Below are 21573 nucleotides of genomic sequence, written 5' to 3' on the forward strand. Positions count from 1 at the left end.
TTCTATTTATATGATGAAAATACATAATTTCAATGCAGGTCCATCTATTTTACCAAAAGAAGTTGTTATAAAATCAGCTCAATCTATAATTAATCTTAATAAATCTGGATTATCTTTACTTGAAATTTCTCATAGAAGTTTAGATTTTTTAGAAATCATCGAAAAAACTACTCATTTGGTAAAATATATTATGAATTTAAATGATGATTATGCTATTTTATTCCTTCAAGGAGGAGCTACCCTACAGTTTGCAATGGTCCCATATAATTTAATGAATCAAGAAGCAGCTTATTTAGATACAGGATTTTGGGCTCATAACGCTATTAAAGAAGCAAAAAAATTTGGTAAAGTAAATATCTTGTTTTCCGGAAGAAAAAAAAACTATACATGTATATCAAAAAATTATCAAATCCCATATAATGTAGATTATTTTCACTGTACATCTAATAATACGATTGTTGGAACACAAATGAATAAGTTTCCTAAAACTACTGTTCCAATAGTCTGTGATATGTCATCCGACATTCTTAGTAGAAAAATAGATTTTTCACAGTTTAGTTTAATCTATGCATCTGCACAAAAAAATGTGAGTTCTGCAGGAATGACTATTGTAATCGTAAAAAAAGATATTTTAGGAAGAATTAAAAGAGAGGTTCCTACTTATATGGATTATCAAATTCATGTACAGAATAATAGTATATTAAATACTCCAAATGTATTTTCTATTTATACTTCTATGCTAACTTTAGAATGGATAAAAAATAAAGGAGGTCTTTCTATTTTAGAAAAAGAAAATAAGTATAAAACTAAATTATTATATGATGAAATAGATAAGAGTAATTTATTTGAGAATAAAATAGATAAAGAAGATCGATCTAAAATGAATGTTTCTTTTTTTTTAAAGAAAAAAAATCTAGAAAAAGAATTTAATAAAATGTGGAAAAAAGAAAATATTGTAGGATTGGATGGACATCGATTTGTAGGCGGATATAGAGCAAGTATATATAATGCTCTTCCATTAGAAAGTGTTCAATTTTTAATTGAAATCATGAAAGAATTTGAAAAAAAATTTTCATAATGAGTTCCATAGAAAATAGATTTTTTACAGTAAAAAAATTAATTCCAAAAAATATAAAAATTTTAGTAGTTTCTAAAAATCAAGATATTACTTCCATAAAAAAATTATATCAAATAGGACATAGAGATTTTGGAGAAAATTATGTTCAGGAAATGGTGGTAAAATATCAAAAATTACCAAAAGATATTCGATGGCATATGATTGGACAAATTCAAAGGAATAAATTAAAATATATTGTTCCTTTTATTTATTTGATTCATAGTGTTCAAAAAATAAAACAAATTAAAATCATAAATAATTTGGCTTTAAAATATAATAGAATAGTTAATTGTCTTTTACAAATAAAAATATGTGATGAAAAAAGTAAGTCAGGAATAAGTAATCAAGAAGCTTATGATATATTAAAAGACGAAACTTATCAGTTAATGAGAAATATAAAAATAATAGGAATAATGGGGATGGCTTCTTTCCAAGAACTATCAAAAGTACAGAACGAATTTTTATATTTACGAAATATATATCAAGAATATAAAAAAAAATACGGTCATCATGTACTTTCTATGGGAATGAGTAGAGATTATCTCATAGCAATAAAATATGGTAGCACAATGGTTAGATTAGGGTCTTCTATTTTTGGTTAGGGTAGATAGATTTTATATATTTTATTATGCTTTCTTCTAATTTATTTTCATTCAATGATTGAATAAAAGCACTTCCAATAATTCCTCCATTTGCATATTTACATGATAATTCAAAAGTTTTTCTATCTTTTATTCCAAATCCAATTAATTTTGGAATATTTATAGATAATTCTTGTACACGTTCAAAAAAAGATATTTGTTTCCTACCAAAAGGTTCCACTTCTCCTGTTATAGAATTGGAAGAAACTAAATATAAAAATCCATCGGAAATCTGACTTAAAAATTGGATTCTAGATGAATTTGTTTGAGGAGTTACTAAAAAAATCATAGATAATAAATGTTTTTTAAACAAATGACGATATTTATCTACAAATATATGAACAGGAAGATCTGGAAAAATTAATCCAGAAACACCTGATTTTTCACATTTATTTAAAAATTTTTCTTCTCCAAACTGATAAAATTGATTATAATATCCCATAAGAATAATAGGAATTTTTATTTTTTTTTTAACTTTTTCAAGTTGAGAAAATAATAAAGGAATATTCATTCCTTTACCTAATGAAATTTGATTACTTTTTTGAATTATCACTCCATCTGCTAAAGGATCAGAATAAGGGATCCCTATTTCTATTAAATCTACAAGATGTAGGTCTTGTAATATTTTTATTATTTTTAACGTATCCTCTGTATTAGGATAGCCAGCTGTAAAATAAATGCATAATATATTTTTTTTAATTTTTAATAAATCATGGATTTGGTTCATCATTTTAAAATTTAGTAAAAAACTTATCATAAACATTCATATCTTTATCCCCTCTTCCAGATAAAGTCAAAATAACTATATCATTTTTTTCAAATGGTATTTTTTTTAACGCAGCTAAAGCATGGGCACTTTCTAAAGCAGGTATTATTCCTTCTAATCTAATTAATTCATATCCTGCTTTTAAAGCTTCTTTATCTGTTGCATGTAAAAACTTTACACGTTTTTTGACGAAAAGATTAGCAAACATAGGTCCTATTCCTGGATAATCTAATCCAGCAGATATAGAATGTGCCGGAATCACTTGTCCATCTTTATCCTGTAAAAGGATAGTCATACTTCCATGTAAAATCCCTTTTGATCCACAATGAATAGCAGCAGCTGTTTTTTTTGTTCTTATTCCTAATCCAGAAGCTTCTACTGCTATAAGATTTACATATTTATTATCCAAAAAGTGATAAAAAGATCCAGCTGCATTACTTCCTCCTCCTATACAAGAGATCATATAGTTAGGAAAACTAACTCCTTCTTGTTCTTTCAATTGTATTTTTATTTCTTCACTAATTACAGATTGAATATCCGCTACCATTTGAGGATAAGGGTGTGGTCCTACAGTAGATCCTATTAAATAATAACTTTCTGGATGGATTATCCAGTAACGGATAGCTTCGTTAACTGCATCTTTAAGTGTTTTTTCTCCACTTATAACTGGAATTACTTTTGATCCAAGGGATTTTATTCTTAGAACATTTGTATGTTGACGTTTCATATCTACTTCTCCCATGAAAACAATACATTCTAGGTTCATTAATGCACAAGTAGTAGCTGTTGCTACTCCATGTTGTCCAGCACCTGTTTCGGCAATAATTTTTTTCTTACCTAATTTTAGGGCCAATAGTGTTTGACCTATCGTATTATTAATTTTATGGGAACCAGTATGATTAAGATCTTCTCTTTTAATATAAATTTTAGTTTTATATTTTTCTGAATATTTTTTACAAAAAAATAAAGGAGTTGGTCTTCCTACATAATTTTTTAATATTTTTTTGTATAATTTTTTAAATTCAAAACTTGTAAGGACTTCTTTATATTTACATTGTAATTCTTTTATATTGTTATGCAACATTTCAGGAATAAATGCTCCTCCAAATTCTCCATAATATCCATTTTCATCAACGAAATATTTCATAGATTTCTTATTTTTTTTATAAAGGTTTTTAAAGAATCATATTTTTTTTTTCCTGGACTAATTTCGAACTGACTATTAACATCTATCCCATACATTTTTGGATGTGAAAAATTTATAATCTTACATAAATCGTTTATCCCAATTCCTCCACTTAGAAAAAATGGAATATCTAAATTATATTCATAAAGTTTTTTCCAACAGAATTTTTTACCACTACCACCATAGTGAATGGTATGATTATCAAACAAAAAATAAGTACAGAAAGGAATATAATCTGTAACTTCTTGAAAAGAAAAAAAAGAATTTATTCTAAAACATTTGATCAATTTTAATCCTTTTTTGAATAATTTTTCACAAAAAATAGGACTTTCTATTCCATGTAATTGAATAAAATCTAATTTATTTTTTTTACTTATTTCTAAAATATTTTTTTTCGATTCATTTACAAAAACACCGGTTTTAAATATTTCTTTTTTTAATTTTGGAATAATAAAGTTTGAACCTACAAATCTTGGAGAATAAGAATAAAATATAAATCCGATAAAATCAGGATTTAGATCAGAAATTTTTAATATATGATATTTCATTCCACATATTTTTATTTTTAATGATTTCTTTATCATGAACTGATCCCATTTATTCTTTTTAATAATAATTTCATAAAATATTTACAAATTATTCCAGGATGTTTCCCTTTCATGAAATATTCTCCAATTAAAAAACCTTGAACCCCTATTTTAATCAATTTTAAAATAACATTTATATTATTAATTCCACTTTCTGCTATTTTTATATAATTGCCAGGAATTTTTGAATATAGATTCAAACTAGTATTATGATCTACAATGAAATTTTGTAAGTTTCTATTATTAATTCCTATAATATCTAAATTTTCTGTTATTTTATCTATATCAAATTCATTATGTATCTCCAATATCACTTCTAATCCTAACTCTTTTGCAAGTTTTGAGAAATTTTTTATTTTCATCTTAGAAAGAATTCCTGCAATTAGTAAAATTACATCAGCTCCTATAGATTTAGATTCTATAATTTGATATTCATCAATAATGAAATCTTTTCTTAATATAGGAATAGAAACAATAGAACGAGATTTTTTTATATTTTCATTTTTTCCATAAAAAAAACGATGATCTGTAAGAATAGATATTCCGCTAACTTCTGCAGATTCATAACCTGAAACTACTTTTTCTACCGAAATTGTATTATTGATAATTCCTTTAGATGGAGATCCTGACTTAAATTCTGCAATGATTCCAATTTTACTATTTTTTATTTTTTCAACTAAAGAAAAAGTTTTTCTATTAAAAAATAGACTATTTTCCAATTTTTTTATAGGACAAATAATTTTATTATTGGATATTTCTTTTTCTTTTTCAGACAGGATTTTATCAAGAATATTCATAAACTTAATAACTTTTTTAGAATATTCTTAGCTTTTCCACTTTTCAAAGAGTATTTTGCTTTATCATAATTATTTTCAAGACTATCTTTATTTAATAAACTCAAGGCAAAGGTGGCGTTTGTTAAAACAACTTCATTTTGATATAAAGTTCCTTCTCCAGATAAAACGCTAATAAATATACGAATATTTTCTTCCGTATTTTTTCCTCCTTTTAATTCATTAGGATTTACTTTAATTTTATTTAATCCTATGTCTATTAATTCATCTATAGAGTATAATGTTTCTCCTTTTGGAGTATAACACTTTATATCACTAGTTAACGTTATTTCGTCATATCCATCTAAACTATGTACAATAGCATAATTATTTTTTGTATTTTGATACATATAATAATATATTCTTGCTAATTCTAAATTATTTACTCCTAATAATTGATTTTTGGGATTTCCTGGATTAAGTAAAGGACCAAGTGTATTAAAAATAGTTTTAATTCCTAATTCTTTTCTTGCTTTATATACAATATTTAACATTGGATGAAACATAGGTGCATGTAAATAACAGATTCCCACTTTATCTAACTGATTTTTTAAATTTTCTTCTTTATTTGTAAAATTATATCCTAATCCTTTTAATATATTAGAAGATCCGGTTATAGAAGAAGAACTAAAACTACCATGTTTAATTACTTTTTCTCCAGCTCCTGCTACTATGAAACATGCTAAAGTAGAAATATTAAAAGTATTTTTTTTATCTCCACCTGTTCCTACAATATCAATTGCATTAAATTCTGTAAAATTTATTTTGATGCATAATTCCATCATTGCTTGCCTAAAACCTCCTATTTCTTCTAAAGTAGGAGATCTCATATTATATATAGAAGTGAGAGCGATGGTTTGTGTTTGATTTATTTTTCCTTTTGATAATTCTATAAAAAGATTTTTAGCCTCTTGTTGAGTGAGTGTTCTTTCTAAAAAAAGATTTTCTAATGCTTTATTCATAAATTATTTATTTGTTTTTCAACCAATTATCTATAATTTTTTCCCCATATGGAGTTAAAATAGATTCTGGATGGAATTGTACTCCACGTACATCATACGATTTATGACGTAAAGCCATTATTTCTCCTTTATCTCCAATAGCTGTTATTTTAAGTTCTTTAGGAAAATTATGTGGGGATATAATCCAAGAATGATAGCGTCCAACTTTTATTTCTCTAGGTAATTTTTTAAAAAGAATTTCTTTTGGATCTACGATTTTTATCAAACTAGAAATTCCATGATAAACTTCTTTTGTATTTAGAAGAGTCGCTCCAAACACTTCACCTATAGCTTGTTGTCCTAAACAAACTCCAAAAATACTCTTAGTAGAGGCAAAAGTTTTTACTAAAGGCTTTAAAATATGGGCTTCATCAGGTATTCCAGGACCTGGAGAAAGAATAATCTTGTTATATTTTTCTATATCTGATAATTTTATTTCGTTATTTCTATATACTTGTATAGGATTGTTTGTTAATGTTTTTACAACATGAACAAGGTTATAGGTAAAAGAATCATAATTATCCAAAATCAGTATTTTTTTCATATATTTCTAGCTAATTCGATAGCCTTAAATAAAGCCATCAGCTTATTATTTACTTCCTCTAATTCTTTTTCTTCTTTAGAATTAGAAACAATACCTGCACCAGCTTGTAAAAAAAGAGAGTTATTTTTACTTACAAAAGAACGAATGATTATAGCGGTATTAATGCAAGAATTATTCAAACCAAAAAAACCAATAGCTCCTCCATAAACTCCTCTATGTTGATTTTCTATTTTATCTATTAACTCCATAGCTTTATATTTTGGAGCTCCAGAAAGTGTTCCTGCAGGAAAAGTATCTCCGAATACTTTAATATTTGATATATTATCTTCTAATTTACCAGATACTTTAGACACCATGTGTAATACATGAGAAAAAAATTGTATTTCTTTAAATACTTCTACTTGTACATTGGAAGAATTTTTACTTAGGTCATTTCTTGCTAAATCTACTAACATGACGTGTTCTGCATTTTCTTTTGGATCTTTAGAAAGAGATTCAGATAATTTTTTATCTTTATATTCTGACCCAGATCTTCGTATAGTTCCTGCTATAGGGTTGATATAAGCTTTTTGTTTATTAATGATTAATTGCGATTCTGGAGAAGAACCAAATAATTTATAATTTCCATAATCAAAATAAAAAAGATAAGGAGAAGGATTGATAAATCGTAAAGCCCTATATACGTTAAATTCATCTCCCTTGAATTTTTGTTGAAATTGTCTAGATAATACTATCTGAAAAACATCTCCACGGAAACAAGCTTTTATTCCTTGAGCCACCATTTTTTTGTATTCTGTATCAGTAACATTTGAAGAACGATTTCCAATGGATTGAAATGGAAAAGAAGAAAAATTTTTCTTTTTTACTAATTCTATTAACTGGTCTATATAGGTTTTTTTATCAAAATCAGAAAATTGATGTTCAATTAAATATATTTCATGATAAAAATGATGAAATACAATTAAATTTTTATAAAATCCAAATCGTATTTGTGGAATGTTATAGATATCTTTTATAGAAGCATAAAATTGAATATTTTCAAAATATTGAATACTATCATAAGAGATATACCCATATAATCCAGAATAAGAAACAGAAGTATTTACACTTTTAAACTTTTTAAAAAAATCCTCGATAAATGTTTGTATATCTAATTTATCGTTTATAAATATGTGTTTATGAATACAGTTTGGGTATGATATTCGTAAGACATTATTATCTAGAATTAATTCCGAAATTGGATTGATGCAAAGAATAGAAGAATGACTTTTTGATAATTGACAATTATAAGATTCTAATAATAAAGTATTTGGAAAAATATCTCTTAGTTTTAAATATAATTCTATTGGGGTAGTACTATCAGCTAAAATTTTTTTCTGAATAGTTCTAAAATTAAATTTAAACATGATTTATGGTATTTTTACATGATGAAAAAGACTGTCATAAAGACGAGCCTTAATAAAAATAGATGTCTTAAATTAATTAGAATACCATTTACTTTTAAAATTAAAAAATGACACTTAATTCCATACAAATATATATAAATTTTTGACATCTATGGATGTTAATTATAAATAGTGCAATTTATAGTTCAATTATATGAAAATAATCATTTTTACTTTTTTATTTTTTTTATCTCCTATGGATCATTCTATAAAACAAAAAATTATGGATTTAAAAATTGATAAAAAAGAAGATATAGAAATTTATCATCCTATTGATGAAGATTATAAATTTTGGACTGAAGAAAAAAATTTTAATAAGATATTATTAGATACAAAATCTTTTTCTATCAATAAATATTATTCTCATAATTTCTTTAAAAAAGATGATTTTGGATCATTTTATTATAAAAATGGAAAAGAGTTGTTAATTCCTAATAGGAAAAATAATGAAAATATTTATTTTAGTAATCCACGAAAAATGCTTTTTTTTGAAGATTATTTTTTATCACGTGAAAAAATTCAATATTTTGATGTTAAAACTCCTACTTCAGAAATTTTATATGCAAAAAATTATTCTTTTCAAGATTCTTTTAAAGAAAAAATGCTAGAAGTTTTTTTTTCTCAAAGTCCAAATGAAGAAACCAATTATTCCATAGAATATAGAAATATCTATTCTATTAGATATAGTCCTTTTTTTGATAAAAGTAAAAATTTATTTATTACTACTTTTAATTATCAAGATCATAATAATGATCGTTATAAACTATGGGGTCATTATATTTTTCAAAAGTTTTCTTTCAAAGAAAAAGAAAAAATTGTAAAATGGAATATTAATAATACTATTTTTTTTGATAAAAATCAATTCACTTATCAAAGATTCTATATAAATTTTGTTCAAAAAATTTTTGAACGAGATAAAGATAAATTTTTTTCTTTAAAAACTTATATAGAATATGATAAATATCATAAAGATCGTATTTTATCTTATCAAAATAATATAATTCATCATTTCCATTCTAGAAATGGTTTATTTCTAATTTTTTTTAGAAAAAAATTTAATATGGAAATTGGAGGTATTTTAGATACAATAAATTATCAATTATTTTTTATCAATGAATATAATATGAGAATAGTTCCTAAAAATAAAAATATAAAAAATTTTTCTATAGAAACCAAAATAAATTATCCGATTAACGATATTTTTGAATTTCATTCAAATGCAAAATGGATAATAGATCATGATCATCATTTAACATTATTAACAGGCCCTATTTTTTATATACATGGTAATATAATGTTAAAAAATATTTTTTTATTTCCAAAAAGTCGATTGTTAACTCAGTTTATAATTGCTAAAAATATGACCAATACTGATATTATTTCCCTTTATATTTTAAAAAAAAATAAAGATTGTTATAATAATAAACGAATAAATACACTTCTTTTTAATCAAGAAAAAACAATTGATTTTTCTTTTTTTTATGATAAAAATTATCATATGTCTTTTTCTGTATCTGAATATTCATTTAAAGATAATGATGAAAAAGAAAAAATAGAAGATTTTTTTTATCATAAGAATATTCAATTATATAAATTAAAATTGAAAACTATACATGAATATTGGAAATTTCAATTACACAATATTTTTTTATATCAAAAATATAATTCAGATACATTTATTTTTTCTATTCCCAATTTTTTATCAAGAAATACAATCTATTTTAAGGATAATTATTTTAATAAATCTTTATCTATGCAAACCGGTTTTTCCGTTCACTATTTTAGTAATTTTTATCATCAAGATATTATATATCCATTTGATTTACATATATTTTCATCAGAAAAAGAATGTATTCCCAATCAAATTGGAGGAGATTTTTTATTCAATTATTTCTTGAACTTTAAAATATATAGAACTATATTGTATTTTGAATTAAAAAACGTAGGTAATCTTTCAAAAAAGGATAATGACTTTCTTATAAAAATGGGATTATTGTGGAATCTTTTTACTTGATTTCGATGAAAAACGTAATTTTATTAATAAAGTTAAATTATAAATGAGAAATATTTTTTATTTTTTTTTGTTATTTTTTATGTATTCATCTTATTCTTTTTCAGAAAATTCAGAAGAAATAGAAAATATGATAAAATACATTAAAAAATACGCTGTTTTTGCTATTGAAGAAATGGAAAAATTTGGAATACCAGCTAGTATTAAACTAGGACAAGGTTTGTTAGAATCTTCTATTGGAAATAGTTCTTTATCAAAAGCTACTAATAATCATTTTGGAATTAAATGTGGAATAAATTGGACGGGAGAATCTTATTATCATGATGATGATTCTTCAAAAGAATGTTTTCGTAAATATAACACAGTAAAAGATTCGTTTATAGATCATTCTAAATTTTTGAAAAAACCACGTTATTCTAAATTATTTTTGTTAAAAAAGAATGATTATAAAGCCTGGGCTATAGAATTACAAAAAGCGGGATATGCTACTTCCTCAAAGTACTCAAATTTATTAATTCATCAAATAGAAAAATATTATTTATGGAAGTTTGATGAAGATAGGGATCATGATATCGATAAAAGAATCGATTCATACTTAACTTTTATTAATAAAAGAAATAAAAAGTATGATTCTTTTTTCATAAGAAAAATATGGTTTTTTTATAAAATTTACCTTTTAATTAAGAAAAAAATAAATGATTCTTAATTTAAAAAACAAAAAATAATGCATATGAATCCTAATTGTTTGAGATACAGTGAAAATCATGAATGGATTGGATTAAAATCCAAAAGAGATAAAGAGAATAAAAAAGCTTATGTTGGAATTACTCATTTTGCTCAAAATGAGTTAGGAGACATTGTTTACTTAGATATAGAAAAATCTATTATAGGTAAAAAAATAAAAAAAGGATCTCTATTCGGTACAATAGAAGCAGTAAAAACTGTTTCAGATTTATTTATGCCTGTTTCAGGTTCTATTTTTGAAATTAATCAAGGATTATTATCTCAACCCGAATTAATAAATCAAAAACCTTATAATGAAGGATGGATGATCCAAATAGAAATTTTAAATTTACAAGAATATAACCAGTTGATGTCTATAGAAGAATACAAAAAGTATATAATAAAATAGAGTTTTATAAATAAATGTATGAATGAATTTTATGATTTTCTTGATGATGAAAAAATTTCAGAAAAAATAATTGATTTTAATCATAAAAATATTACAATTGTTCGTTTTTTCATTCCTTCTATTCATTGTAGTTCTTGTATTTTTATTTTGGAAAGTTTATCTAAGTTTCATCAAAACATTCTAGAATCTACTGTTGATTTTTCAAGTAAACAAATATGGATCACATACAATAATACTAGATTAAAACTAAGTGATTTAGCAAAATTACTTGATAATATGGGGTATAAACCTGATATTAATTTTGATTCTATAGGAAATAGAAAAAAAAATTTGTTTGATAGAAAATTGATAGCAAAATTGGCTATTTCTTTTTTTTGTTTTGGAAATATTATGCTTTTAGCTATTCCGGAATATGTTGGAGCTTATGAGGAGGATATATGGTTTTTAGAGCATAGAAATTTTTTTCGTTTTATCATGGTAATTTTATCTTTACCAGTAGTTTTTTTTTCTTTTTTCGATCATATAAAAAATGCTTTTTTAGGATTAAAAAAAAATGTGATCAATATAGATGTTCCTATTTCTATTGGAATATTAGTTCTTTTTTTATGGAGTTGTTATGAAGTATTTTTTGATTTAGGATTTGGTTATTTTGATAGTCTTTCTAGTTTTTCCTTATTTTTACTTATCAGCAAAATTTTACAAAATTATACTCATTATCAAATTTTTTCTTTTGATAGAAATTATCAATCTTTTTATCCAATTTTTATAACGAAAGTACAACCAAAAAATAATCAAAAAGAAGAAAAAATTTTACTTTCTTCTTTGAAAAAAGGGGATTTAATTTTAATTAGAAATGAAGAAATTGTTCCTGCAGATTCAATTTTAATAAAAGGAAATGCTTTATTAGATAATAGTTTTATTACAGGAGAATCCCATTTAGTTTATAAAAGGATAGGAGAACGTATTTATGCTGGTTCTAAACAAAGAGGAGAAGCTATCTATTTGAAGATAATTAAAGAAATAGATCATAGTTATTTAAGTTTATTGTGGAATAAAAATAAATCTAATCAATTGATTCATAAAAATTATTTAAATTCTATATCTACTAAATTCAGTCAATATTTCACTCCTACCATTTTATTTATTTCTATAATCACTGGAATATATTGGTATTTAATGAATGATATTCCAAAAATATTTCAGACTACTTTTTCCGTTTTAATTATTACTTGTCCTTGTGCTTTAATTCTTTCTACCCCATTAGTATTTGGAAATATGATACGATTTTTTTCGAAAAAAGGTTTTTATGTAAAAGATATTTTTACAATGGAAAAAATTTCTTACATAAAAACTTTAATTTTTGATAAAACGGGAACTATCACTGATCCGAATAAAGAGAAAATATATTTCGTAGGAAATATGGAATATGAAGAAAAAAAAATAATAGCTTCTCTTTTGAAAAACTCTAGTCATCCTTTAAGTCAAAAAATATTATCAGAATTATCTGTGAATAGTTTTTATTCTATAAAAAATTTTAAGGAAGTAATAGGAAAAGGGGTAGAAGGAGTAGTAAAAAATGTATTGGTAAAAGTTGGATCTACAGAATATTTAGATATTCCAACAACAAGAAATAAAACTACAGTTTATATTTCTATAAATAATAGAATTATGGGATATTTTTTATTTCGTAATTATTATCGGAAAGGGATAAAAAAAATGTTTCAATACTTAAAAAAGTATAAAATAATTATTCTTTCTGGAGATAAAAATGAATTAGAAAAAAAATATTTAAAATCTATTTTACCAAAAAATAGCAAGGTTTTTTTTAGTCAAAGTCCAGAAGATAAATTAAATTATGTTAAAAAATTACAAAAAAATGGAGAATCAATTATGATGTTTGGAGATGGAATTAATGATTGTGCAGCATTAAATCAAAGTGAAGTAGGAATTGCTGTATCTGAAAAAACAACTAGTTTTTTTCCTAGCTGTGATGCTTTATTACAGTCCGATTATTTGAATAAAATTGTTTTATTTTTGAAAATATCTAGGGTATCTACAATATTAGTAATTATCAATTTTATGATAAGTTTATTTTACAATAGTATAGGAATTTTATTTGCTATTACAGGAAATTTGAGACCTTTTATAGCCGCTATTCTCATGCCTTTAAGTTCTTTATCCGTTATTTTTTTTTCTCTTATATCTACTTGGATAATTTCACGAAGATTAATATTTTAGTTGATAAAAAAATATAATATGGATATATTAATTATTATGATATTGTCTAGTATTTTCTTAAGTACATTTTTTCTTATTTTATTTTTAATTTGTCTTTATTCTGGACAATTTGATGATTATGAATCTCCTAGAATTAGGATTTTAATTGATGATATTGAAAAAAAGGAATAATGATTCTATGATGAAATTAAAAACATATTATTATAATAATCGTATTGTAAAAGCTTTTTTATACGCTACAATTTTTTGGGCATTTTTAGGATTTATAGCAGGTTTATTTATAGCTTTATTATTATTTTATCCAGAACTTCCTGAATTTTTATTTGGAAATAATCTAAAGGATTCTCAAGGAGTCATAGGATTTGGACGATGGAGAATGTTACATACAAGTACTACTGTTTTTGCTTTTGTAGGAAATATAATTTTTACAGGATACTATTATGCTTTGCAGCGTTTGTTGAAAACAAGAATTTTTAGTGATATCCTTAGTTGGATCCATTTTTGGGGATGGCAATTTTTTATTTTTTTTACTTGGATTACTTTTTTATTGGGTATAAATACAAGCAAAGAATATGCTGAACATGAGTGGCCTTTAGATGTAGGTATTTTTTTCATTTGGGTTATTTATGGAATTAATATGATAGGAACTATTTTAAATAGAAGAATCAAACATTTATATGTTAGTATTTGGTTTTTATTAGGAACATGGGTAGCTGTAGCTATGTTACATTTATTTAATAATCTTGAATTACCTATATCTTTATTATCTTTTAAAAGCTATTCTATATATGCTGGAGTACAAGATGCTTTAATGCAATGGTGGTACGGACATAATGCAGTTGCATTTATTTTGACTACTCCTATATTAGGATTAATGTATTATTTTGTTCCAAAAGCATCTCATCAACCTATTTTTTCTTATAAACTTTCTATCATACATTTTTGGTCCTTAATTTTTATATATATCTGGGCAGGGCCTCATCATTTAATGTATACATCTCTTCCTAATTGGGCTCAAGTATTGGGTACTATTTTTTCAATCATGTTAATTGCTCCTTCTTGGGGTGGTATGTTAAATGGATTGCTAACATTAAGAGGAGCTTGGGATCAAATGAAAAGGAATCCTATTTTAAAATTTTTTATTGTAGGAATTACTTGTTATGGAATGGCAACTTTCGAAGGACCTATGTTAGCTACTAAAACTTTGAATTCTATAGCACATTTTACGGATTGGGTTATAGCTCATGTACATTTGGGAACTTTAGGATGGAATGGGTTTATGGCATTTGGAATTATGTATTGGTTAACGCAAAAAATATGGAATACCAAATTATATTCTATATCATTAGCTAATATACATTTTTGGTTAGGTGTTTTAGGAATTATATTATATATTTTTCCGATGTATTTTGGATCTATATTACAATCTGCAATGTGGAAAAAATTTAATCCGGATGGAACATTAACTTATAAGAATTTTTTAGATTCTGTTTTATCTATTATTCCATTTTATAAAATAAGATTTATTGGTGGAATGATTTATTTTTTAGGTTTTATTTTAATGATGTTTAATATTTTTAAAACAATTAGAAAAGGATATTCATTAGATAATGAAAAATTTCAGGATGAACCGTTTTATAATAAAAAAAGTATCAAAGAAAAAAACGATAAATTTCACAGTTGGTTAGAAAAAAAACCAATACAATTAACAATTCTTTCTTTTATAGCAGTAGCTATTGGTGGTTTTATAGAAATTATTCCTACTTTAGTTATTAAATCTAATGTTCCTACTATTCATAATATAAAACCTTATAAAGCTCTTGAATTAGAAGGGAGAGATTTATTTGTAAGAGAAGGATGTAATGCTTGTCATAGTGCACAAGTCCGTCCATTTAGAGATGAGGTAGTACGTTATGGAGAATATTCTAAAGCTGGAGAATTTGTATATGATCATCCATTTCTTTGGGGTTCTAAAAGAACAGGTCCAGATTTAGCTAGAGAAGGAGGAAAAAATCCTAATTCTTGGCATTTCAATCATATGTTAAATCCTAGATCCACATCTCATGGATCTATTATGCCAAGATATCCTTGGTTAATTTATAATAAATTAGATAGATCTAATACGGAAAAAAAAATAAAAGCAATGGTAAAATTAGGAGTCCCATATTCTTTAGAATATATAAAAAATGTGAATAAAGATATGGATCTTCAAGCAAGTAAGATTGTCTTTGATATTTATAAGGAATATCCAAATTTGAAAAAAGAAATTTATAAACAAAGACAAATAGAAAAAGAAAAATTTATTCCTCTAGAAAAAAGAGAAATTATAGCTCTTATTGCTTATTTACAACGTTTAGGTACAGATATAAAATCTTAATTATTAATTGCAAGATTCACATGATAAGTTTTTTGAAACAGTATTTTACAGAAGAAAAAAATGTAGGAATTTTTCAATCTATTGTATTAATTTTATTTTTATTAGCTTTTTTTATTATTTTATTTTTTGTAGCTTTAAAACCTAAAAAGTATTATAAAAAAATAAGTATTCTCCCTTTAGAGGAAAATTAGAATAAAAAAAAGGAAAAATTATGAGATCTAAAATTTCTTCTTTTATTATGATTTCTTCCTTTTTATCTATCATAATATTTATATTTTATGTTTTCTTAAAAAGTTATAATCATATATCTTATTTTACACACCCTATTAGTATATTTTTTTTTATTATAATAACGATGTTATTATGTATTTTAGAATGTGTGAATCATTTAATTTTTAAAAAAAAATTACAATTTCTTTCAGAAAAAGAGAGAATAAAAATTTTTGAAGAAAATGAGGGTAATTATTTTTATAGATTTTATAGATTCATATTTTATGATAAAATAAATAATAATAAAGTTAAAAGAATAGATCATGGATTTGATGGAATTATAGAATTGGACAATAAATTACCAATGTGGTGGATTCATCTTTTTTATCTGACAATTATTTTTTCCGCAATTTATTTTTTTTCTTACTTTCTATTAGATTTCTCTGATCCTTATGAAGAATATAATATATCTTATAAAAACCAATTAAAAGAAATAGAAATTTTTGAAAAAAATACTCCACAAGTTACTATAGAAAATGCAGTATTTAAGAAATATTTAGTTAATGATGGAAAAATTATTTTTGAAAAAAATTGTGCTACTTGTCATCAATCAGATGGAAGTGGAAATATAGGTCCTAATTTAACAGATAACTATTGGATAAATGTAAAAGAAAAAGACTTATTTAAAAATATATTTTCTATAATATGGAATGGAAGTGATAATAATCCCACTATGCGTGCTTTTGGTAAAACAGGAGAAATTAAAGGAAATGATATTGAGAAAATATCCAGTTATGTTTATTTTATTAATCAAAAATCTAAAAAACCTTTAAGAGCTAAAGCTCCTCAAGGAAAAAAAATAATAAAATGGAAAGAAATATAAAATTTATTTGAGATTTTATATAAAAAAATTTCATTATTGATTTATGTTCTTATTGATTAAAGTTTAAATAATGAAAATAAAATTCAATTGGGATATCGGAATTTTTTTATCTTTTTTTATTTTTATAATTTTTATTATTTATATTTCTTTGTTTTTTCCACATGAAAAAAGTGAACTTGTATCAGATAGATATTATGAAGAAGAAATCAAATATCAAGAAATTATAAATGAGAAAAAAAACGGATCAACACTCCCTAAAAAAATAAAAATTTTTATTTTTTACTCTGGGATTCAAATTATATTTCCTTCTATGAAGAGTAATAGTAATGGATTTATTACTTTATTTCGATTTTCTTCTAAAGATTTAGACATTAAAAGATCTTTTGAAATATTGAAAGATTCAAATAAAACATTATTTATTCCTAAAAAATTTTTAAGAAAAGGATATTATAAGATTATAATTAGATGGAAGTCAGATAAAAAATATTTCTTTGAGAAAGATATTTATTGGAAATAATAACATATTTAAAATCATAAATCCTATTATTTTATCTCTTTTCATTAATTAATAAATCAATATGTATGATGAAAAATATAATAAAATTTCGTGAAGAATCTTTAAATTACCATAGCCAATTCCCTTCTGGGAAAATACAAATTACCCCTACAAAAAAATATAATAGCCAGAAAGATTTATCTCTTGCTTATTCTCCAGGAGTAGCGGAACCTTGTAAAGAAATAGCTCATTCTTCTAGAAAAGTATATAAATATACTTCTAAAGGAAATTTAGTTGCAGTTATTACTAATGGATCCGCTGTGTTAGGTCTCGGAAATATTGGAGCATTAGCTTCCAAACCGGTTATGGAGGGAAAAGCTCTTTTATTCAAAATATTTTCTGGAATTGATGTTTTTGATATAGAAATCAACGAATCTGATCCAGATAAATTTATAGAAATTGTAAAAGCTATCGCTCCTACTTTTGGAGGAATTAATCTAGAAGATATTAAAGCTCCAGAAGCTTTTGAAATAGAAAGAAGACTAAAAAAAGAACTCAATATTCCTGTTATGCATGATGATCAACATGGAACGGCTATTATTTCAGGAGCAGCATTACTTAATGCTATTAATTATGTAGGAAAAAAAATCCATGAAGTCAAAATGGTTGTAAATGGGGCTGGAGCGGCCGCTATTTCTTGTACAAGAATATACAAACAACTTGGTGTAAATCCCAAAAATATTCTTATGTTTGATAGTAAGGGGTTATTACATACTTCAAGAACCGATTTAAATAAAGAAAAAAAAGAATTTTCTGTAAGTACTTATCCAGTTCAAAAATTAGAAAAAGCTATAATAAATACAGATGTTTTTATCGGATTATCTATAGGAGGGATATTAACCCCTGATATGTTAAAAAACATGGCAAAAGATCCAATTGTTTTTGCTATGGCAAATCCTGATCCAGAAATAGATTATAATTTAGCCATTAAAATACGTCCAGATGTTATTATGGCTACTGGAAGGAGTGATTATCCCAATCAAGTAAATAATGTTTTAGGATTTCCTTATATTTTTAGAGGAGCACTAGATGTACATGCTAGTGTAATTAATGATGAGATGAAATTAGCTGCGATACATGCTATAGCTTCTTTAGCAAAAAAACCTGTTCCAGAACAGGTAAATATTGTTTATAATAAGAAGAACATTTCTTTTGGAAAAGAATATATTATTCCGAAACCTTTTGATCATCGACTAATTACTCATGTTTCTACAGCTGTAGCTAAAGCTGCAATAGATTCTGGAGTAGCAAAAAATCCAATTTCAGATTGGAAAATGTATCAAGAAAAGTTACTTGATAGGATGGGATACGAAAATAAAATACTTAGAATGATTCAAAATAGAGCACGTACTAATCCTAAAAAAATTGTTTTTTGTAATGGAGAAGAATATGATATTCTTAAATCTGTTAAAATTCTTCATGAAGAAGGTATTATTTCTTATCCTATTGTTTTAGGGAACGAACGTCGCATAAAACAGTTGATCAATGCAAATAATTTAAAACTTGAATTAAAGATAATAGATCCAGAAGAAGAAGAAAAAAAAGTAGAGTATTTTTCTAATATTCTTTGGAAAAGGAGGAATCGGAAAGGATTAACTTTATACGATTCTAAAATACGTATGCGTACTAATGATCATTTTGGAGCGATGATGGTAGATCAAGGAGAGGTAGATGCCGTAATTACAGGATATTCAAAAAATTTTTCATTAAGTTTAAGTCCTATGTTAGAAGTTATAGGAAGAGGAGATTACTCTATTCGAAAAATAGCAGGAATGATGATTTTATTAACAAAAAAAGGACCTTTATTTTTAGCAGATACATCTGTTATTCCAGATCCTACAAGTGAAGAATTGGCAAGAATAGCTTTAATGGCTTCTCATGTAGTTAAAGAATTTGATATAGAGCCACATATAGCTATGTTATCTTTTCAAAATTTTTCATCGAATTCAAAAACATCTTATAAAGTTTCTAAAACAGTAGCTTTTTTACATAAAAAATATCCAGACTTAATAGTAGACGGAGAGTTACAACCTGATTTGGCTTTAAATGAATTTTTACTATCCAGTAAGTTTCCGTTTTCTAAACTAGTTCAAAAAAAAATAAATATTTTCATTTTTCCAAATTTAGAATCAGGAAATTTAACTTATAAGTTTATTAGAGGATTAGGAGAGGTTAAAACTATTGGCCCTATAATATTAGGAATGCGAAAATCAGTACATATTATGCAAATGCAATCCAGTGTAGAGGAAATAGTTAATTTAACTACTCTAGCTGTGATAGATGCACAAATTAGAAATAATTAAAAAAAAATATGTTTTTTAATACATACTTTTTTTCCAAAAATAACTCTGACTTTCTTTTCAAAAAAAGTGGAACTAGAACTAGTATAAAAAATAGGAAATTTTTTGTATGGAGAATGAATACACAATAATTTTTTTTCATTTAATTTTTTTTTTATTTCCTGTACTACAATTTTTTGTATATCAATTAGATGAACTTTTCCTAGATAAAAATTTTCTATTTTTTTTTTAAGAAATAAATAATGAGTACAGGCTAATAATAATGTATCTATGGATTTGAAATGATTTAAATAATTTCTTATAATGAAACTGACTTTTTTGATATCAAATCCATTTTCAATGATAGGAGCTAATAAAGGAGTAGATATTTGATCTATATCTAGGTGTTGATGACTTTCTTTTATTTTATTAACGTAAAAATTTGAACGTATAGTAGCAGGAGTAGCGATAATTCCTATTTTCTTGGAAAAAAGAAAAGTTTTATCTTTAACTACAGGATCTATTACATTAAATACTAATAATTTATTATGAAATTCTTGATAAATTGTATCCAAAGCATTAGATACTATAGAATTACATGCTATCACTAAAGCTTTGCATTTTTTTTCGAAAAGAAAAGAAGCTATTTTCATAGAATTTTCTATAATAAATTCTTTAGATTTTTCTCCATAAGGCATATTTTTAGTATCTCCAAAATAAATAAAATCTTCATAAGGCATTTGCATTTTTATTTCTTTAGCTATAATAAGCCCTCCTATTCCAGAATCAAAAATCCCAATTGGAGATAGTGTATTAATTTTCATTAATTCTTTTAATTCTTTTTTTTATAAATTCACAATATTTTCAATGGAAAACGAGTTATTATAGTCAATACAGATAAAAGAAAATAAAAAAAAACTGTATTAGTAATTTTTTTTTCTTTATCTAATTTTTTATAAAAAAAAATAAACATAGAAGATCCCAATATCATTATAATTGGATGTTCTATTATTTTTGAACGAATTTCTCTTTGTTTTAAAATTTGAATAAAATCAATTCTATTTTCGTATAGGTAAAAACAATTAAAAATCATCAATAAAAATCCAAAAAATATTTGAATAAATATAGTAACGACTGTAATATCCAATATAACTTTAAAAAAAAACTTTATTTGTATATTATAATTTATTAACCATAAAATATGGATCATTTCAAATATTAAAAAAATAAGAACTAAAAAAGCTATATAATGATGAAATTTTAAAAAAAACTCATACAAAATTAAAATAATTTTTTACTTAATCTTTTTTTTAATCTAGCGGCTTTATTTGTATGTATAATATTTTTTTTAGATAATTTATCTATCATAGAGATTACAATAGGATATTGTTTTTTATCTTGATTCTTTAATAATTTTTTGATAGCTGTTTTTGTGCTCTTATACATATATTTATTACGTAATCGTTTGATACGATTTTGTTTTATTCTTTTTATAGAAGATAAATGATTGGCCATCATAAATTAATTATAATAATTATAGCCCATAGGGGAATCGAACCCCTCTTTCCAGGATGAAAACCTGACGTCCTAACCAATAGACGAATGGGCCAAAAAAAATTAAGGATACAAATTATATTTTTTTTGTATTTAATACAAGTATTTTACTAATTTAATATTCATTACTTATTATAATAACGGTTTCTTTATTTTATTTTTGAATATTTCAATAAATAAAATGGAATCTATTAATCAATAGAAAAAAACTAA

General features: G+C 24.2%; 22 protein-coding genes and 1 tRNA gene. 12 read left to right on the top strand and 11 right to left on the bottom strand.

The window, feature by feature from the left end:
* The first annotated feature begins 13 nt into the window (after positions 1-13).
* Positions 14-1078 (top strand): 3-phosphoserine/phosphohydroxythreonine transaminase, encoded by a 1065-nt coding sequence (gene serC, locus H0H63_RS01055; RefSeq protein ID WP_185858793.1) that lies wholly within the window; start codon positions 14-16, stop codon positions 1076-1078.
* Entirely contained in the window at positions 1078-1719 is a 642-nt protein-coding gene (locus H0H63_RS01060; RefSeq protein WP_185858706.1) for a YggS family pyridoxal phosphate-dependent enzyme, read from the top strand. The genes serC and H0H63_RS01060 overlap by 1 nt, the downstream gene beginning before the upstream one ends.
* Here H0H63_RS01060 and trpA read toward each other — a convergent pair.
* From trpA to H0H63_RS01095, 7 genes are read right to left on the bottom strand one after another with little or no spacing between them, the layout of a single operon-like run.
* Positions 1706-2485, bottom strand: a complete 780-nt coding sequence (gene trpA / locus H0H63_RS01065) for a tryptophan synthase subunit alpha (RefSeq protein WP_185858794.1) — start codon at positions 2483-2485, stop codon at positions 1706-1708. The two genes, H0H63_RS01060 and trpA, sit on opposite strands and share 14 nt — an antisense overlap.
* 4 nt (positions 2486-2489) lie before the next feature.
* Positions 2490-3671 (bottom strand): tryptophan synthase subunit beta, encoded by a 1182-nt coding sequence (trpB, locus tag H0H63_RS01070; RefSeq protein ID WP_185858707.1) that lies wholly within the window; start codon positions 3669-3671, stop codon positions 2490-2492.
* On the bottom strand, positions 3668-4294 hold the full coding sequence (gene trpF, locus H0H63_RS01075) for a phosphoribosylanthranilate isomerase (RefSeq protein WP_185858708.1): 627 nt from the start codon (positions 4292-4294) through the stop codon (positions 3668-3670). Before trpF ends, trpB begins: the two co-directional genes overlap by 4 nt.
* Positions 4291-5094 carry an indole-3-glycerol phosphate synthase TrpC gene (gene trpC, locus H0H63_RS01080; RefSeq protein WP_185858709.1) on the bottom strand — a complete coding sequence of 268 codons (804 nt, stop codon included), beginning with the start codon at positions 5092-5094 and terminating at the stop codon, positions 4291-4293. Before trpC ends, trpF begins: the two co-directional genes overlap by 4 nt.
* Positions 5091-6092 (bottom strand): anthranilate phosphoribosyltransferase, encoded by a 1002-nt coding sequence (trpD, locus tag H0H63_RS01085; protein WP_185858710.1) that lies wholly within the window; start codon positions 6090-6092, stop codon positions 5091-5093. Before trpD ends, trpC begins: the two co-directional genes overlap by 4 nt.
* 7 nt (positions 6093-6099) lie before the next feature.
* The gene (locus H0H63_RS01090) at positions 6100-6675 is read right to left on the bottom strand and encodes an anthranilate synthase component II (RefSeq protein ID WP_185858711.1); all 576 of its coding nucleotides are present in this window, start codon (positions 6673-6675) and stop codon (positions 6100-6102) included.
* Positions 6672-8081 (bottom strand): anthranilate synthase component I family protein, encoded by a 1410-nt coding sequence (locus H0H63_RS01095; RefSeq protein WP_185858712.1) that lies wholly within the window; start codon positions 8079-8081, stop codon positions 6672-6674. The genes H0H63_RS01090 and H0H63_RS01095 overlap by 4 nt, the downstream gene beginning before the upstream one ends.
* A 193-nt stretch (positions 8082-8274) precedes the next feature.
* Between H0H63_RS01095 and H0H63_RS01100 the strand changes: the two genes are divergently transcribed.
* From H0H63_RS01100 to H0H63_RS01145, 10 genes are all read left to right on the top strand, one after another.
* Positions 8275-10134 carry a putative porin gene (locus H0H63_RS01100; protein ID WP_185858713.1) on the top strand — a complete coding sequence of 620 codons (1860 nt, stop codon included), beginning with the start codon at positions 8275-8277 and terminating at the stop codon, positions 10132-10134.
* 79 nt (positions 10135-10213) lie between these two features.
* Positions 10214-10837 carry a glycoside hydrolase family 73 protein gene (locus tag H0H63_RS01105; RefSeq protein WP_238784417.1) on the top strand — a complete coding sequence of 208 codons (624 nt, stop codon included), beginning with the start codon at positions 10214-10216 and terminating at the stop codon, positions 10835-10837.
* A 24-nt stretch (positions 10838-10861) separates the two neighbouring features.
* Entirely contained in the window at positions 10862-11263 is a 402-nt protein-coding gene (gene gcvH, locus H0H63_RS01110) for a glycine cleavage system protein GcvH (protein ID WP_185858715.1), read from the top strand.
* Between the two features lie 18 nt (positions 11264-11281).
* Positions 11282-13501 carry a heavy metal translocating P-type ATPase gene (locus H0H63_RS01115; protein ID WP_185858716.1) on the top strand — a complete coding sequence of 740 codons (2220 nt, stop codon included), beginning with the start codon at positions 11282-11284 and terminating at the stop codon, positions 13499-13501.
* A gap of 18 nt (positions 13502-13519) precedes the next feature.
* Positions 13520-13672, top strand: a complete 153-nt coding sequence (gene ccoS / locus H0H63_RS01120; RefSeq protein WP_185858717.1) for a cbb3-type cytochrome oxidase assembly protein CcoS — start codon at positions 13520-13522, stop codon at positions 13670-13672.
* A 10-nt stretch (positions 13673-13682) separates the two neighbouring features.
* Complete coding sequence (gene ccoN / locus H0H63_RS01125; protein WP_185858795.1) at positions 13683-15878, top strand: cytochrome-c oxidase, cbb3-type subunit I; 2196 nt, start codon at positions 13683-13685, stop codon at positions 15876-15878.
* A 20-nt stretch (positions 15879-15898) separates the two neighbouring features.
* Positions 15899-16069 (top strand): cytochrome oxidase, encoded by a 171-nt coding sequence (locus H0H63_RS01130; RefSeq protein ID WP_185858718.1) that lies wholly within the window; start codon positions 15899-15901, stop codon positions 16067-16069.
* A gap of 20 nt (positions 16070-16089) precedes the next feature.
* Entirely contained in the window at positions 16090-16971 is an 882-nt protein-coding gene (locus H0H63_RS01135; protein ID WP_185858719.1) for a cbb3-type cytochrome c oxidase N-terminal domain-containing protein, read from the top strand.
* 70 nt (positions 16972-17041) lie between these two features.
* Positions 17042-17488 (top strand): FixH family protein, encoded by a 447-nt coding sequence (locus H0H63_RS01140; RefSeq protein WP_185858720.1) that lies wholly within the window; start codon positions 17042-17044, stop codon positions 17486-17488.
* A gap of 65 nt (positions 17489-17553) precedes the next feature.
* Positions 17554-19830 (top strand): NADP-dependent malic enzyme, encoded by a 2277-nt coding sequence (locus H0H63_RS01145; RefSeq protein WP_185858721.1) that lies wholly within the window; start codon positions 17554-17556, stop codon positions 19828-19830.
* Here H0H63_RS01145 and murI read toward each other — a convergent pair.
* The 4 genes from murI to H0H63_RS01165 all read right to left on the bottom strand — a co-directional run bounded on the left by murI (position 19827) and on the right by H0H63_RS01165 (position 21415).
* The gene (gene murI, locus H0H63_RS01150; RefSeq protein ID WP_185858722.1) at positions 19827-20630 is read right to left on the bottom strand and encodes a glutamate racemase; all 804 of its coding nucleotides are present in this window, start codon (positions 20628-20630) and stop codon (positions 19827-19829) included. The two genes, H0H63_RS01145 and murI, sit on opposite strands and share 4 nt — an antisense overlap.
* A gap of 29 nt (positions 20631-20659) precedes the next feature.
* Positions 20660-21085, bottom strand: coding sequence for a hypothetical protein (locus H0H63_RS01155; protein WP_238784418.1), 426 nt, complete (start codon positions 21083-21085; stop codon positions 20660-20662).
* A gap of 2 nt (positions 21086-21087) precedes the next feature.
* Entirely contained in the window at positions 21088-21321 is a 234-nt protein-coding gene (gene rpsT / locus H0H63_RS01160) for a 30S ribosomal protein S20 (RefSeq protein WP_185858724.1), read from the bottom strand.
* A 22-nt stretch (positions 21322-21343) separates the two neighbouring features.
* A tRNA-Glu gene (locus H0H63_RS01165) sits at positions 21344-21415 on the bottom strand.
* Positions 21416-21573 lie beyond the last annotated feature (158 nt).

This window comes from Blattabacterium cuenoti (assembly GCF_014251655.1).
GTDB classification, from domain to species: domain Bacteria; phylum Bacteroidota; class Bacteroidia; order Flavobacteriales; family Blattabacteriaceae; genus Blattabacterium; species Blattabacterium cuenoti_I.

What these genes read in the sequence shown, in the direction of transcription:
- serC (WP_185858793.1), top strand. Translation starts at nt 14, where the DNA reads ATGAAAATACATAATTTCAATGCAGGTCCATCTATTTTACCAAAAGAA.
- H0H63_RS01060 (WP_185858706.1), top strand. Translation starts at nt 1,078, where the DNA reads ATGAGTTCCATAGAAAATAGATTTTTTACAGTAAAAAAATTAATTCCA.
- trpA (WP_185858794.1), bottom strand. Translation starts at nt 2,485, where the DNA reads ATGAACCAAATCCATGATTTATTAAAAATTAAAAAAAATATATTATGC.
- trpB (WP_185858707.1), bottom strand. Translation starts at nt 3,671, where the DNA reads ATGAAATATTTCGTTGATGAAAATGGATATTATGGAGAATTTGGAGGA.
- trpF (WP_185858708.1), bottom strand. Translation starts at nt 4,294, where the DNA reads ATGATAAAGAAATCATTAAAAATAAAAATATGTGGAATGAAATATCAT.
- trpC (WP_185858709.1), bottom strand. Translation starts at nt 5,094, where the DNA reads ATGAATATTCTTGATAAAATCCTGTCTGAAAAAGAAAAAGAAATATCC.
- trpD (WP_185858710.1), bottom strand. Translation starts at nt 6,092, where the DNA reads ATGAATAAAGCATTAGAAAATCTTTTTTTAGAAAGAACACTCACTCAA.
- H0H63_RS01090 (WP_185858711.1), bottom strand. Translation starts at nt 6,675, where the DNA reads ATGAAAAAAATACTGATTTTGGATAATTATGATTCTTTTACCTATAAC.
- H0H63_RS01095 (WP_185858712.1), bottom strand. Translation starts at nt 8,081, where the DNA reads ATGTTTAAATTTAATTTTAGAACTATTCAGAAAAAAATTTTAGCTGAT.
- H0H63_RS01100 (WP_185858713.1), top strand. Translation starts at nt 8,275, where the DNA reads ATGAAAATAATCATTTTTACTTTTTTATTTTTTTTATCTCCTATGGAT.
- H0H63_RS01105 (WP_238784417.1), top strand. Translation starts at nt 10,214, where the DNA reads ATGTATTCATCTTATTCTTTTTCAGAAAATTCAGAAGAAATAGAAAAT.
- gcvH (WP_185858715.1), top strand. Translation starts at nt 10,862, where the DNA reads ATGAATCCTAATTGTTTGAGATACAGTGAAAATCATGAATGGATTGGA.
- H0H63_RS01115 (WP_185858716.1), top strand. Translation starts at nt 11,282, where the DNA reads ATGAATGAATTTTATGATTTTCTTGATGATGAAAAAATTTCAGAAAAA.
- ccoS (WP_185858717.1), top strand. Translation starts at nt 13,520, where the DNA reads ATGGATATATTAATTATTATGATATTGTCTAGTATTTTCTTAAGTACA.
- ccoN (WP_185858795.1), top strand. Translation starts at nt 13,683, where the DNA reads ATGAAATTAAAAACATATTATTATAATAATCGTATTGTAAAAGCTTTT.
- H0H63_RS01130 (WP_185858718.1), top strand. Translation starts at nt 15,899, where the DNA reads ATGATAAGTTTTTTGAAACAGTATTTTACAGAAGAAAAAAATGTAGGA.
- H0H63_RS01135 (WP_185858719.1), top strand. Translation starts at nt 16,090, where the DNA reads ATGAGATCTAAAATTTCTTCTTTTATTATGATTTCTTCCTTTTTATCT.
- H0H63_RS01140 (WP_185858720.1), top strand. Translation starts at nt 17,042, where the DNA reads ATGAAAATAAAATTCAATTGGGATATCGGAATTTTTTTATCTTTTTTT.
- H0H63_RS01145 (WP_185858721.1), top strand. Translation starts at nt 17,554, where the DNA reads ATGATGAAAAATATAATAAAATTTCGTGAAGAATCTTTAAATTACCAT.
- murI (WP_185858722.1), bottom strand. Translation starts at nt 20,630, where the DNA reads ATGAAAATTAATACACTATCTCCAATTGGGATTTTTGATTCTGGAATA.
- rpsT (WP_185858724.1), bottom strand. Translation starts at nt 21,321, where the DNA reads ATGGCCAATCATTTATCTTCTATAAAAAGAATAAAACAAAATCGTATC.